Origin of the sequence: Rhodopseudomonas faecalis (assembly GCF_003217325.1) — a bacterium.
Taxonomy (GTDB): Bacteria; Pseudomonadota; Alphaproteobacteria; order Rhizobiales; family Xanthobacteraceae; genus Rhodopseudomonas; species Rhodopseudomonas faecalis.
The window spans coordinates 192601-206208 of sequence record NZ_QJTI01000001.1 but is presented as its reverse complement, the minus strand read 5'-3'; the positions used below and the strand labels follow the sequence as shown (position 1 = coordinate 206208).

Here is a 13608-nt window from a genome sequence, read left to right as displayed (position 1 = left end):
CCGTCTGTTTCAAATTGTTAGAAGTCAAACCGTCAATACGTGCACGAAGCACAGCGGCTTCTTGCCCCACTCGGCATTCACGGCGGCGCGCACCGCACGGCGCACCGCTTCGGCGACCGCATCGGGATCACGGCGGCGGGCGCGCGGCAGCGTCTCAAAAGTCGCCTGCACCGCCTCGAACACCAGATCGTCGAGCACTTCGCCGTTGGCGTTCTTTTCCGGAATGCCGACCAAATCGACTTCGGGATCGTCGGCCAGTTCGCCCTTGTCGGTGAGCGCCAGCGCAATGAAGACGCAGCCGGAGAATGCCATTTTCCGGCGCTCGACAACCGCGCGCGAACTCTCTTGTTCCAGGATCGAACCGTCTTTGTAGAGCCGGCCGACCGGAATCTCGCCGATGATCGACGGATCGCCGGGGCCGAGCCGCACCAGATCGCCATTGCCGCAGATCAGCACTTTGGGCACGCCGGCTGCGCGCGCCAGCTTGGCGTGTTCGTGCAGATGCAGCGCCTCGCCATGCACCGGAATCACCAGTTGCGGCCGCACCCAGGACAGCAGTTCGCGCATTTCATCGCGGCGCGGATGGCCGGACACATGGACGAGATGGGTGCGGTCGGTGATCACTTCGACGCCGAGCTCGACCAGACCGTTGATGATGCGGCCGACCGACTTCTCATTGCCGGGAATGGTGCGCGACGAGAAGATCACGCAGTCGCCGCGGTTCAGCGTCACCTGCGGGTGATCGTCATTGACGATGCGCGCCAGCGCCGCGCGCGGCTCGCCCTGGCTGCCGGTGCACAGCGCCAGCACCTTGTCGGCCGGAAAGTGTCCATAATACTCGGCGCTGCGGAAATTCTGCACGCCGTCGAAATAGCCGGTCTCGCGCGCCACCTGCACCAGGCGTTCCATGGCGCGGCCGACCACCACCACCTCGCGCTCCGCTTCGCGCGCGGCATCGGCGATGGCACGCAGCCGCCCGACATTGGAGGCAAAGGTCGTGACCGCAACGCGGCCTTTGGCGGCCTTCACCAGTTCGGCGATGGTGCGTGCCACTTCGGACTCGGACGGCGAACAGCCGTCGCGCACCGCATTGGTGGAATCGCCGATCAGGGCCAGCACGCCCTCGTCGCCGAGTTCGCGCAGCCGCTTTTCGTCGGTCGGCGCGCCGATGATCGGCGTGCGGTCGATCTTCCAGTCGCCGGTGTGCAGCACCAGGCCCGCGGTGGTGCGGATCGCGAGCGCATGCGATTCCGGGATCGAATGCGCCACCGGCACGAATTCGACATTGAACGGGCCGACATCGACACGGCCGCCCGAGGGCACCACCGTCACTGGAATTTTGGGCGGCTCACGCTCGGCTTCGCATTTCGCTTGAAACAGCGCGGCTGAGAACGGCGTGGCGTAGATCGGGCATTGCAGCCGCGGCCACAGATCGAGAATGGCGCCAAAATGGTCTTCATGGGCGTGGGTCAGCACCAGGCCGACCAGATTCTTGCGCTCCTTTTCCAGAAACGCGATGTCGGCCATGATCAGATCGATGCCCGGCAGGTGCTCCTCATCGCCGAACGACACCCCGAGATCGACGGCGAGCCAGCTGCGCTGAGGCCCCTTGCCGATCCCGTAAAGATACAAATTCATGCCGATCTCACCGACGCCCCCGAGGGGAACGAAGGTGAGTTCATCCGGTCGTGCCATTAAGAAGCTCCCGCGGAGGCCGTCGAACCAAAATGCACGTCGCCCGCGGCGATCGGAATCCGTCGGCCTTCAGGCGTCCTGACGATCAGGCAGCCTGCCTCATCGATGCAGTCGAATAGGCCTTCTATCACGGTTGTGCCAGTGCGGATCGAGACCGGCTCGCCCAAACCCTTGGCGCGCTGCAGCCAAAGCCTTCGGATTTCGGCAAATCCGCGGCCATTGTCCCAAAGCCCGCGCAGCTCGGTCCAGCTGTCCGACAGCGCCGCAAACACCTGTTCGGCGCTGACCTGCAGCCCCAACGCATGCAGCGAGGTAGCAGGATACGGGGTGCCGGTCGGATGCGCGACGATGTTGGTGCCGATCCCGACCACCACCGCCAGGCGGCCATCGGCCATGTTCTCGGCCTCCAGCAGAATGCCGCCGAGCTTGTTGCCATTGGCGAGCACGTCATTGGGCCATTTCAGCCGGTAATCGATGGCCAGCGGCACCGCGTAGCTGGCGATATAATGCGCGGTGACCGCCTGCAGCGCCGACTCAAGCGCCAGCCCGGCGGCAAAGCCGAGCGTCGCCGCCATCCCTGGGCTGACATCGATCACTTCCAGCAGACTGGCGGCGAGATTGCCGCGCGGCGCGATCCAGGGCCGCTGTCGGCGGCCCCGTCCCGCGGTCTGTTCGGTGGTGACGAACCAGATCGGACCAACCTCGCCGGCCCTAGCCCTTGCCGCCGCCTCGGCATTGGTCGAGCCAAGCTGGTCGAAACAGGCCAGCCTCGTGCCGGCGGCCTGCGCCCTCACTCCGAGCGCGAGCGTCATCCTAGAACAGCGACTTGGCCGCAACGCCCGCGGCACTGACCAGCGGCCCCGGATAAACGAAGTACAGCAGATTGAGCAGACCCGCCGCCGCTGCCACGCCGCCGACCTCGAACCGCACCGGATCGATCGCGGTTTTCGGCGGGTCGAAATACATCACCTTGACGATCGCCAGATAGTAATAGGCGCCCACCACGCTGGTGATGACGCCGATCACCGCCAGCGCGATCAGGCCGGCCTTCACCGCTGCCAGGAACACGTAGAACTTGGCGAAGAAGCCCGCGAGCGGCGGGATGCCGGCCAGCGAGAACATCAGCATCCCGAAGAAGAAGGCAAGCTGCGGATTGGTGCGCGACAGGCCGGCGAAGTCGCTGATCTGTTCCACGGCCTGGCCATTGCGACGCATCGCCAGGATCACCGAGAACCCGCCGAGCGTCATCACCACATAGATGGCGATATAGACCAGCACGCCCTGAGCGCCTTCAGCAGTGCCGGCCGACAGCCCGACCAGCGCAAAGCCGATATGGGCGATCGCCGAATAGGCCATCAGCCGCTTGATGTTCTTCTGGCCGATCGCGCCGAACGAGCCGAGCGCCATCGAGGCGATCGCGACGAACACCACGATCTGCTGCCACTGCTGCAGCACGTCGGGGAACGCGGTCAGCACCACCCGCACGAACACCGCCACGCCCGCGACCTTGGGCGCCGAGGCGAAGAACGCGGTCACCGGGGTCGGCGCGCCCTCATAGACGTCGGGCGTCCACATGTGGAACGGCACCGCCGAAACTTTGAAGCACAGGCCAGCCAGCAGAAACACCAGGCCGAACACCAGCCCGACGCTGCCATCCTTGGCCGCGGCCGCGATGCCGGCAAAACTGACCGTGCCGGTGAAGCCATAAACCAACGAGGCGCCATACAGCAGCATGCCGGACGACAGCGCGCCGAGCACAAAATACTTCATGCCGGCTTCGTTGGATTTCGGGTCCTCGCGATTGCTGGCCGCGACCACGTAGAGCGCGAGACTCATCAATTCGAGGCCGAGATAGACCATGATCAGGTCGCCGGCCGAGATCAGCACCATCATGCCGGCCGACGACAGCACCACCAGCACGGCAAACTCGAAGATGCGCCGTGACGGGTCCGACAGGAATTCACGCGACAGAATCAGGGTGATCGCCGAGGCGCCGAGCGCCAGCACCTTCATGAAGCGCGCAAAATCGTCGAGCACGAAGCTGCCGCCAAAGGTCTCCAGCCGTCCGGCCGGCAGCATCAGCACCGCGGCGCCGGTGGCGCCGAGCAGCAGCACCGCCAGCCCGGTGACCAGCCCCGTGGTGCGCTGGCCGCCATAGGCGCCGATCATCAGCAGCACCATGCCGCCCGTCAGCAGCAGCAGTTCCGGCAGCACCGGGAGCAGTTGGTAGCCGGCGATCTCGAATGTCATGGCGTGCGATCCTGAACTGCAGCGTTCATGGCAGCAGCGCGGCAGCCTTCACGGCCGTCAGCGCAGATGCATAGTTTTGGACGAGGAGATTGACCGAGGCGGCCGACATGTCGAGCACCGGCTTCGGATAGACTCCGAACAGAATGGTCAGCACCACCAGCGGCGCCAGCGTCACCCCTTCCCGCCAGGTCAGATCCTTGATGGACGCCAACGACGGCTTGACCATCGCGCCGAACACCACCTTGCGGTACAGCCACAGCGCATAGGACGCCGACAGGATGATGCCGAGCGTGGCCACGGTCGCGGTCGGGATGTTGACGCGGAACGTGCCGAGCAGCGTCAAAAATTCGCCGATGAAGCCAGAGGTGCCGGGCAGCCCGACATTGGCCATGGTGAACACCATGAACACCATCGCATAGAGCGGCATGCGGTTGACGAGCCCGCCATAGGCGGCGATCTCGCGGGTGTGCATGCGGTCGTAGACCACGCCGACGCACAGGAACAGCGCGCCCGACACGATGCCGTGCGACACCATCTGGAACACGCCGCCGGCGATGCCCTGGGTGGTGCCGGCAAAGATGCCCATGGTGACGAAGCCCATATGCGCCACCGAAGAGTAGGCAATCAGCTTCTTGATGTCCTCCTGCATCAGCGCCACCAGCGAGGTGTAGACGATCGCGATCACCGACAGCGTGAAGATCAGCGGCGCGAAGTCGGCCGACGCCAGCGGGAACATCGGCAGCGAGAACCGCAGGAAACCATAGCCGCCCATCTTCAGCAGGATCGCGGCCAGCACCACCGAGCCCGCGGTCGGCGCTTCGACGTGGGCGTCCGGCAGCCAGGTGTGCACCGGCCACATCGGCATCTTGACCGCGAACGAGGCGAAGAATGCCAGCCACGCCCAGGTCTGCAGATTGCGCGGCAGATTGCTGTGCAGCAGCGTCGGAATGTCGGTGGTGCCGACCTGCAGATAGAGCGCGATGATCGCCAGCAGCATCAACACCGAGCCGAGCAAGGTGTAGAGGAAGAATTTGAAGGTGGCATACACCCGGCGCGGGCCGCCCCACACCCCGATGATCAGGAACATCGGGATCAGGCTGCCTTCAAAGAACAGATAGAACAGCACCAGATCGAGCGCCGAGAAGGTGCCGACCATCAGCGTTTCCAGGATCAGAAACGCCATCATGTATTCGCGCACCCGCAGCGTCACCGACTTCCAGCTGGCGATGATGCAGAACGGCATCAGCGCGGTGGTCAGGATCACCAGCGGCAGCGAGATGCCATCGACGCCCATGTGATAGCCGATGCCGGCGGCGAGCCAGGGCGCCTTCTCCACGAACTGGAATTCCGGCGAGCTCGGATCAAAGCGCTGCACCAGGATCAGCGACACCGCAAAGGTGATCACGGTGGTCCACAGCGCGATCCAGCGCGCGTTGCGCGCCCCGGTCTCCTCGCTGCCGCGGATCACATAGATCGCCAGCGCACCGACCACCGGCAGGAAGGTGACGACCGACAGAATGGGCCAAGTCATGATGGAGGCCGTCATCAGTGGCTCCCCGAGCCGAGCAAGAACCAAGTGATCAGACCGGCAACGCCGATCAGCATCGCGAAGGCGTAGTGGTACAGATAGCCGGTCTGCAGCCGCACCACGCCGCGGGTGACGTCGAGCACGCGCGCGGTGATGCCGTCCGGCCCGAGCCCGTCGATGATCGCGCCGTCACCGGCCTTCCACAGGAAGCGGCCAAAGCGCTTGGCCGGACGGACGAAGATCGCGTCATAGGCCTCGTCGAAGTACCATTTGTTGAGCAGGAAATTGTAGAGCCGCGGCATCCGGTTCGCGAGATCGACCGGCATGTTCGGGCTGCTGACATAGAACATCCACGACACCAGGAAGCCCAGAATCATCATTGCGGTCGGCGCATAGGCCACCGCTGCCGGCACGTGATGCATGGCCTCGAGGATCTGCGGATTGACCTTCAGCGAGTCGCGGAAGAACTCGGCGACGCCGTGGCCCGCGAACAGCTCCTTGAACGGGAAGCCCGCCAGGAATGAGCCGGCCGCGAGCACGCCCAGCGGGATCAGCATCGAGACCGGGCTCTCATGGGCCGCGGTGTAGTGGGCGCGGTCATGCGGCGTGCCGTGGAAGGTCTTGAACACCAGCCGCCAGGAATAGAACGAGGTCAGGCCGGCGGCGATCACGGTCATCAGGAAGGCGTAGAACGCCATGCTGTTGCCCGAGGCAAACGCCGCCTCGATGATGGCGTCCTTCGAGAAATAGCCGGCGGTCAGCGGGAAGCCGGTCAGCGCCAGCGTGCCGATCACCATCGCCACATAGGTGAACGGAATCCGGTTCCAGAGCCCGCCCATGTGGCGGATGTCCTGCTCGTGATGCATGGCGTGAATCACCGAGCCGGCCCCCAAGAACAACAGCGCCTTGAAGAACGCGTGGGTGAACAGATGGAACATGCCGACCGAATAGGCGCCGGTGCCCATCGCCACGAACATGTAACCGAGCTGCGAACAGGTCGAGTAAGCGACGATCCGCTTGATGTCGTTCTGCACCAGGCCAACGGTGGCCCCGAAGAAGGCGGTGGTGGCGCCGAAGAACAGCACCACGTTCTGCGCCACCGGCGACAGTTCGAACAGCGGCGACAACCGCGCCACCATGAACACGCCGGCGGTGACCATGGTCGCGGCATGGATCAGCGCCGACACCGGGGTCGGGCCTTCCATCGCGTCCGGCAGCCAGGTGTGCAGCAGGAACTGCGCCGACTTGCCCATCGCGCCCATGAACAGCAGCAGGCAGGCCAGCGTCAGCGCATCGACGTTGAGGCCGAAGAAGTCGATGGTGCGGCCGGTCAGGCCCGGCGCCGCGGCAAAGATGGTCTCGAAGTCGGTCGAGCCGACCAGGAAGAACACCGTGCAGATGCCGAGCAGGAAGCCGAAATCGCCGACGCGATTGACGACGAACGCCTTGATCGCCGCGGCATTGGCCGAGGGGCGCTGATACCAGAAGCCGATCAGCAGATAGCTGGCGAGACCGACTCCTTCCCAGCCGAAGAACATCTGCACCAGATTGTCGGCGGTCACCAGCATCAGCATGGTGAAGGTGAACAGCGACAGATAGCCGAAGAACCGCGGCCGGTGCGGATCGTCTTGCATGTAGCCGATCGAATAAAGGTGCACGAGCGCCGACACGGTGTTGACCACCACCAGCATCACCGCGGTCAAGGTATCGACGCGCAGCGCCCACGCCACCTGCAATTCGCCGGAATTGATCCAGGGCAGCACCGTGACCCGGATCGCGTCGTGATGCATGAAGCCGATATCGACCAAGGTCAGCCAGGACAGCGCCGCCGCGACCATCAGCAGGCCGGTGGTGATCCATTCGGCCGCGCGCGAGCCAGCCGCCTGCAATTCCAGCGGCAGCACGTGATGGCCGCGATCGTCCGGGCCCATCGGCGAGACCTGCGGGGCCTCGTCATACGAGGTGTGCACCACCAGCGGCGCGTCGTTGCCATGGGCATGGCCGCCATGGCCGTCGTGATCGACGGTGTCACCGCTCGGATGGCGGGCATGGGCGCCGATCAACGCGATCGCACCTGCGATCAGCGCACCGATCAGCGGCAGGAAGACGATGGCCTGAATCATCTGCCGACTAGCCCTTCATCAGGTTGATGTCTTGCACCGCGATCGAGCCGCGATTGCGGAAATAGACCACCAGCACTGCGAGCCCGATCGCCGCTTCTGCGGCGGCCACGGTCAGCACCAGCAGCGCGAACACCTGGCCGACGAGGTCATTCAGGAAGGCCGAGAACGCGATCAGGTTGATGTTGACCGCGAGCAGCATCAACTCGATCGACATCAGGATGATGATGACGTTGCGGCGATTGAGGAAGATTCCGAGCGTACCGATGGTGAACAGGATCGCCGCGACCGAAAGGTAGTGTCCCAAGCCGACCGTCATTGCACCCACTCCGCCGAGTCCTGTTCGCGGAGCCCCTGCCCCGACGTCACCTTGCGCACCGCAATCGCCGTCTCCGGGCTGCGGGCGTTCTGCGCGGCGATATTCTGCCGCTTCACGCTGGAACGATGCCGCATGGTCAGCACGATCGCACCGATCATCGACACCAGCAGCACCACGCCGGCGATCTGGAAGTAATGGATGTAGGTCGTGTACAGCACGAGGCCGAGCGCCTCGGTGTTGCCGATATCGGTCGGGATCGGCGCCGTGACGTTCTTAACCACGGTCGGTCGCACCACCCAGCCGCCAGCCAAAAGCAGCAGCTCGGCCAGAAACACCAGGCCGACCAGCATGCCGAACGGCAGATAGCGCAAAAAGCCCTGGCGCAGCTGTTTGAAATCGATGTCCAGCATCATGATGACGAACAGGAACAGCACCGCGACCGCGCCGACATAGACGATCACCAGGATCAGCGCGAGGAACTCCGCCCCCATCAGCATGAACAGCCCGGCGGAATTGACGAACACCAGGATCAGGAACAGCACCGCGTGCACCGGGTTGCGGGCCACGATCACCATCACCGCGGAGGCTACGCACACCCCGGCGTAGAGATAGAAGAACAGGTCAGGAAGCGTCATGCCTTCATCTCATCGGTAAGGCGCGTCGAGTCGAATATGCTTGGCGATTTCCCGCTCCCAGCGATCGCCATTGGCGAGCAGCTTCGCCTTGTCATAATACAACTCCTCGCGGGTCTCGGTGGCGAACTCGAAGTTCGGCCCCTCGACAATGGCGTCGACCGGGCAAGCCTCCTGGCACAGCCCGCAATAGATGCATTTCACCATATCGATGTCGTAGCGCACCGTGCGGCGCGTGCCGTCGTTACGGCGCGGACCGGCCTCGATGGTGATGGCCTGCGCCGGGCACACCGCTTCGCACAGCTTGCAGGCGATGCAGCGTTCCTCACCATTCGGATACCGGCGCAGCGCATGCTCGCCGCGGAAACGCGGCGAGATCGGCCCCTTCTCGAACGGGTAATTCAGCGTCGGCTTCGGCTTGAAGAAATAGCGCATCGCCAGGAAGAACGCCGAAACGAACTCCGTCAGCAGCAGCGAGCGAGCGGCAGTGTTCAGACTCATGACCACCTCATTTCGGCGCAAGCCCCGCGAACTGCAGCACCGCGGCGACGATCACGACCATCACCAGCGACAGCGGCAAAAACACCTTCCAGCCCAGACGCATCAGCTGGTCGTAGCGGTAGCGCGGCACGATCGCCTTCGCCATCGCGAACAGGAAGAACATGAAGAACGCTTTGAGCAGGAACCAGATCACCCCCGGCACCAGGGTGAACGGCGCGTAAGGCAGCGGCGGCAGCCAGCCGCCCAAAAACATGATCGCGCCGAGCGCGCACATCGTGGTGATGGCGACGTATTCGCCGAGCATGAACAGCAGATACGGGGTCGACGAATATTCGACCATGAAGCCGGCGACCAGCTCGGACTCCGCCTCGACCAGATCGAACGGCGGCCGGTTGGTTTCGGCCAGCGCCGAGACATAGAAGATCACGAACACCGGGAACAGCGGTAGCCAATACCAGCCGAGCATGCCGTATTTGGTGTTTTGTGCTTCCACGATCGCGGTCAGATTGAGCGAGCCGACGCACAAAAGCACGCACACGATCACAAAGCCGATCGAGACCTCGTAGGACACCATCTGCGCGGCCGAGCGCAGCGCGGCCAGGAACGGGTATTTCGAGTTCGAGGCCCAGCCGGCCATGATGATGCCGTACACCGACAGCGACGACACCGCCAGAATGTACAGCACGCCGACATTGATGTCGGCGATCACCCAGCCGGCATTGACCGGGATCACCGCCCAGGTCGCCAGTGCCAGAATACAGGTGATCAGCGGCGCCAGCAGGAACACGCCCTTATTGGCGCCCGATGGGATCATCGGCTCCTTGAACACGAATTTTAAAAGGTCCGCGAAGGATTGCAGCAACCCCCACGGCCCGACCACGTTCGGACCACGCCGGATCTGCACCGCCGCCCAGATCTTGCGGTCGGCGAGCAGAATGTAGGCGATCACGATGAGCAGCACCGTGATCAGCAGAAAACTCTGGCCGACCACGATCAGGAACGGCAGCAGATAGTTGGTCCAGAAATCAGCCATCAGCCTGCGCTCACTCCGCTGCCGCCGGCATCCGACCGGCGGCGAGGCGCGAACATTCCGCCATCACCGCCGATGCCCGGGCGATCGGGTTGGTCATGTAAAAATCCTGGATCGGACACACGAGCGGCGCCTTGGCCGGCTCGCCGCCACGCGCCGCCAGCGCCGCGATCGCGGCGCCGTCAGCCGGCGTGATCTGGTCGATGCGCATCAGCTGCGGCACGGCGGCAAACATCGTCTTGCGCAGCGCCGCCAGCGAGTCATAGCCGAGCGTATGGCCAAGCGCCTGCGACAGTGCGCGCAGGATCGCCCAGTCCTCGCGGGCATCGCCCGGCGGGAATGCGGCGCGCGCCGCCATCTGCACCCGGCCCTCGGTATTGACGTAGATGCCGGACTTTTCGGTATAGGCGGCGCCGGGCAGGATCACGTCGGCGCGATGGGCGCCGCGGTCGCCATGGGTGCCGAGATAGACCACGAACACCCCGTCCGGCACCCGCACTTCGTCTGCGCCGAGCAGGAACAGCACGTCGAGCCCACCGGACGCGGTCATCTGCGCCGCATTCAGGGCGCCCTCGCCCGGCACAAAGCCGATCTCGAGCGCGCCGACCGTCGAGGCCGCGCTGTGCAGCACCGCAAAGCCGTTCCAGCCGTCCTTGATGGCCCCGACCTGATCGGCGAGCTTGGCCGCCAGCGCCAGCACCGCGGCGCCATCGGGCCGCGCGGTGGCGCCAGCTCCGACCAGCACGATCGGATTCTTGGCGCCCTTCAGAACCTCGGCAAACGGATGCGAACCGGCGGCGACCGCCTGGAGCGTCTCCGGACCGGCGCCGAGATGCTCGTAACGATAGGTCAGCTCGGCCGGCTCTCCGATCAGCGCGATCTTGAGCTGGCCGGTACGCCAGCGCTTGCGAATCCGGGCATTGAGCACCGCGGCCTCGCGGCGCGGATTGCTGCCGACGATCAACAGCGCGTCGGCCTGCTCGATGCCGGCGATGGTCGGGTTGAACAGATAGCCGGCGCGCCCGGCCTGCGGCACAAAGGCGTCGCTGAGCTGGGTCGCAACATTCGCCGAGCCAAGCCGCGACAGCAGGTCCTTGGCCGCGAACATCTCTTCGACCGCGGCGAGATCGCCGGCGATCGCGCCGATGCGCTTGCCCTTGCTGGTGCCGATCTTGGCGGCGATGGCGTCGAACGCCTCCTGCCAGCTCGCCGGGCGCAGCTTGCCGCCATCGCGGACATAGGGCCGGTCGAGCCGCTGGGTGCGCAGCCCATCGACCACATGGCGGCTCTTGTCGGAAATCCATTCCTCGTTCACCGCGTCATTGACGCGCGGCAGAATGCGCATCACCTCGCGGCCGCGGGTATCAACCCGGATCGCGCAGCCGAGCGCGTCCATCACGTCCACGGACTGAGTTTTGGTCAGCTCCCAGGGACGCGCCGAAAAGGCGTAGGGCTTTGAGGTCAGCGCGCCGACCGGGCAGATGTCCGCGAGATTGCCCTGCAGCTCCGAGGTGAGCGCGCTTTCCAGATAGGTGGTGATCTCCATATTCTCGCCGCGGCCGATCGCGCCGATTTCCGGCACGCCGCAGATCTCGGACGCAAAGCGCACGCAGCGGGTGCACTGGATGCAGCGCGTCATCGAGGTCTTGATCAAGACGCCGAGATATTTGTCTTCGACCGCACGCTTGTTTTCGGCGAACCGGCTGGTGTCGACACCATAGCCCATCGCCTGGTCCTGCAGATCGCATTCGCCGCCCTGGTCGCAGATCGGACAGTCGAGCGGATGGTTGATGAGCAGAAACTCCATCACCCCTTCGCGCGCCTTCTTCACCATCGGCGACTTGGTGGAGATTTCCGGCGGCTCGCCCTTCGGACCCGGACGGCAATCGCGCACGCCCCAGGCGCAGCTCGCCACCGGTTTTGGCGTGCCCTTCACTTCGACCAGACACATCCGGCAATTGCCGGCGATCGACAGCCGCTCATGGTAACAGAACCGCGGAATCTCGGCGCCGGCGGCTTCGCAAGCCTGCATCAGCGTGTAGTCCGGCGGGACCTCGATTTCCTTGCCGTCGACGATCAGCTTGATCATTTCGTTTCGGTCGCTTTCATCATCAGCGCAATGAACTCAGCCGGCCGCTCCCGGCGCCGCGCCAAGCGCGCCGCGCGACGAGAGAGCTGCTGTTTGTTTCAGTTACCATCGCCCTACTCCGCCGCCGCCATCTCGACCGGATCGAGCACGCCCTGATCGTCGAGCCGCGCCTTGCGCGAAAAATCGTCGATCCGGCGCTCGATTTCCGGCCGGAAGGCGCGGATCAGGCCCTGGATCGGCCATGCCGCCGCGTCGCCGAGCGCGCAGATGGTGTGGCCTTCGACCTGCTTGGTAACTTCGAGCAGCATGTCGATCTCGCGGCGATGGGCGCGGCCTTCGACCATGCGCGATAGCACCCGCCACATCCAGCCGGTGCCCTCGCGGCACGGCGTACACTGGCCGCAGCTCTCATGCTTGAAGAAGTAGGAGATGCGCGCGATCGCGGCGATCACGTCGGTGGACTTGTCCATCACGATCACGCCGGCGGTGCCGAACGACGATTTCACCGCGCGGGTGCCGTCGAAATCCATGATCAGGTTTTCGCAATCCGCCGCCGGGATCAGCGGACAGGACGCGCCACCCGGAATGATGGCGAGCAGATTGTCCCAGCCGCCGCGGATGCCGCCGCCATGCTTTTCAATCAGCTCGCGGAACGGAATGCTCATCGCCTCTTCGACCACGCACGGCGTGTTGACGTGGCCGGAGATGCCGAACAGCTTGGTGCCGACATTGTTGGGCCGGCCGATCGAGGCGAACCAGGCGGCGCCGCGGCGCAGAATGGCCGGCGCGACCGCGATCGACTCCACATTGTTGACGGTGGTCGGGCAGCCGAACAGGCCGACATTGGCCGGGAACGGCGGCTTGAGCCGCGGCTGGCCCTTCTTGCCTTCCAGGCTTTCCAGCAGCGCGGTTTCTTCGCCGCAGATATAGGCGCCGGCGCCGTGGGTAACGTACAGGTCGAACGGCCAGCCGTGGACGTTGTCCTTGCCGATCAGCTTGGCCTCATAGGCCTGATCGATCGCCGCCTGCAGATGCTCGCGCTCGCGAATAAATTCGCCGCGCACATAGATATAGGCGGTGTGCGCGCCCATCGCGAAACTGGCAAGCAGACAGCCTTCGATCAGCGTATGCGGATCATGGCGCATGATCTCGCGGTCTTTGCAGGTGCCCGGCTCGGACTCGTCGGCATTGACCACCAGATAGCTCGGCCGGCCATCAGTGCTTTCCTTGGGCATGAACGACCATTTCATGCCGGTCGGGAAGCCGGCGCCGCCGCGGCCGCGCAGCCCGGACGCCTTCATCTCGTTGATGATCCAGTCGCGGCCCTTGTCGATGATCGCTTTGGTGCCGTCCCAGCCGCCGCGACGCCGCGCCCCGGCAAGCCCCCAATCATGCAGGCCGTAGAGATTGCGGAAGATGCGGTCCTTGTCGTCGAGCATGGCTG

General features: G+C 64.6%; 11 protein-coding genes. All 11 read right to left on the bottom strand.

All coding sequences use genetic code 11. The features are described 5' to 3' along the window. Positions 1–24: 24 nt before the first annotated feature. Positions 25–1695: a ribonuclease J gene (locus tag BJ122_RS01005; protein WP_110779311.1), complete on the bottom strand. Its 1671-nt coding sequence runs from the start codon at positions 1693–1695 to the stop codon at positions 25–27. Further along, positions 1695–2507 (bottom strand): biotin--[acetyl-CoA-carboxylase] ligase, encoded by an 813-nt coding sequence (locus BJ122_RS01000; RefSeq protein ID WP_110779310.1) that lies wholly within the window; start codon positions 2505–2507, stop codon positions 1695–1697. The genes BJ122_RS01005 and BJ122_RS01000 overlap by 1 nt, the downstream gene beginning before the upstream one ends. A gap of 1 nt (position 2508) precedes the next feature. Then, positions 2509–3945 (bottom strand): NADH-quinone oxidoreductase subunit NuoN, encoded by a 1437-nt coding sequence (gene nuoN, locus BJ122_RS00995; protein WP_110779309.1) that lies wholly within the window; start codon positions 3943–3945, stop codon positions 2509–2511. Between the two features lie 25 nt (positions 3946–3970). Then, positions 3971–5491, bottom strand: a complete 1521-nt coding sequence (locus BJ122_RS00990) for an NADH-quinone oxidoreductase subunit M (RefSeq protein WP_245407556.1) — start codon at positions 5489–5491, stop codon at positions 3971–3973. Next, positions 5491–7596, bottom strand: a complete 2106-nt coding sequence (nuoL, locus tag BJ122_RS00985; RefSeq protein WP_110779308.1) for an NADH-quinone oxidoreductase subunit L — start codon at positions 7594–7596, stop codon at positions 5491–5493. Before nuoL ends, BJ122_RS00990 begins: the two co-directional genes overlap by 1 nt. Positions 7597–7603: 7 nt before the next feature. Then, on the bottom strand, positions 7604–7912 hold the full coding sequence (gene nuoK, locus BJ122_RS00980; protein WP_110779307.1) for an NADH-quinone oxidoreductase subunit NuoK: 309 nt from the start codon (positions 7910–7912) through the stop codon (positions 7604–7606). Then, positions 7909–8547 (bottom strand): NADH-quinone oxidoreductase subunit J, encoded by a 639-nt coding sequence (locus tag BJ122_RS00975; protein WP_110779306.1) that lies wholly within the window; start codon positions 8545–8547, stop codon positions 7909–7911. Before BJ122_RS00975 ends, nuoK begins: the two co-directional genes overlap by 4 nt. A gap of 9 nt (positions 8548–8556) precedes the next feature. Then, positions 8557–9045 carry an NADH-quinone oxidoreductase subunit NuoI gene (nuoI, locus tag BJ122_RS00970; RefSeq protein WP_027277465.1) on the bottom strand — a complete coding sequence of 163 codons (489 nt, stop codon included), beginning with the start codon at positions 9043–9045 and terminating at the stop codon, positions 8557–8559. A gap of 7 nt (positions 9046–9052) precedes the next feature. Further along, positions 9053–10078, bottom strand: a complete 1026-nt coding sequence (gene nuoH / locus BJ122_RS00965) for an NADH-quinone oxidoreductase subunit NuoH (protein WP_110779305.1) — start codon at positions 10076–10078, stop codon at positions 9053–9055. A gap of 10 nt (positions 10079–10088) precedes the next feature. Further along, the gene (gene nuoG / locus BJ122_RS00960) at positions 10089–12164 is read right to left on the bottom strand and encodes an NADH-quinone oxidoreductase subunit NuoG (protein ID WP_110779304.1); all 2076 of its coding nucleotides are present in this window, start codon (positions 12162–12164) and stop codon (positions 10089–10091) included. A 113-nt stretch (positions 12165–12277) separates the two neighbouring features. Continuing rightward, a complete protein-coding gene (gene nuoF, locus BJ122_RS00955; protein ID WP_110779303.1) occupies positions 12278–13603 on the bottom strand; it encodes an NADH-quinone oxidoreductase subunit NuoF in 1326 nt (441 codons plus the stop codon). Positions 13604–13608 lie beyond the last annotated feature (5 nt).

Coding starts and splice junctions, on each gene's coding strand:
- BJ122_RS01005 (WP_110779311.1), bottom strand. CDS start 1,695: ATGGCACGACCGGATGAACTCACCTTCGTTCCCCTCGGGGGCGTCGGT.
- BJ122_RS01000 (WP_110779310.1), bottom strand. CDS start 2,507: ATGACGCTCGCGCTCGGAGTGAGGGCGCAGGCCGCCGGCACGAGGCTG.
- nuoN (WP_110779309.1), bottom strand. CDS start 3,945: ATGACATTCGAGATCGCCGGCTACCAACTGCTCCCGGTGCTGCCGGAA.
- BJ122_RS00990 (WP_245407556.1), bottom strand. CDS start 5,491: ATGACGGCCTCCATCATGACTTGGCCCATTCTGTCGGTCGTCACCTTC.
- nuoL (WP_110779308.1), bottom strand. CDS start 7,596: ATGATTCAGGCCATCGTCTTCCTGCCGCTGATCGGTGCGCTGATCGCA.
- nuoK (WP_110779307.1), bottom strand. CDS start 7,912: ATGACGGTCGGCTTGGGACACTACCTTTCGGTCGCGGCGATCCTGTTC.
- BJ122_RS00975 (WP_110779306.1), bottom strand. CDS start 8,547: ATGACGCTTCCTGACCTGTTCTTCTATCTCTACGCCGGGGTGTGCGTA.
- nuoI (WP_027277465.1), bottom strand. CDS start 9,045: ATGAGTCTGAACACTGCCGCTCGCTCGCTGCTGCTGACGGAGTTCGTT.
- nuoH (WP_110779305.1), bottom strand. CDS start 10,078: ATGGCTGATTTCTGGACCAACTATCTGCTGCCGTTCCTGATCGTGGTC.
- nuoG (WP_110779304.1), bottom strand. CDS start 12,164: ATGATCAAGCTGATCGTCGACGGCAAGGAAATCGAGGTCCCGCCGGAC.
- nuoF (WP_110779303.1), bottom strand. CDS start 13,603: ATGCTCGACGACAAGGACCGCATCTTCCGCAATCTCTACGGCCTGCAT.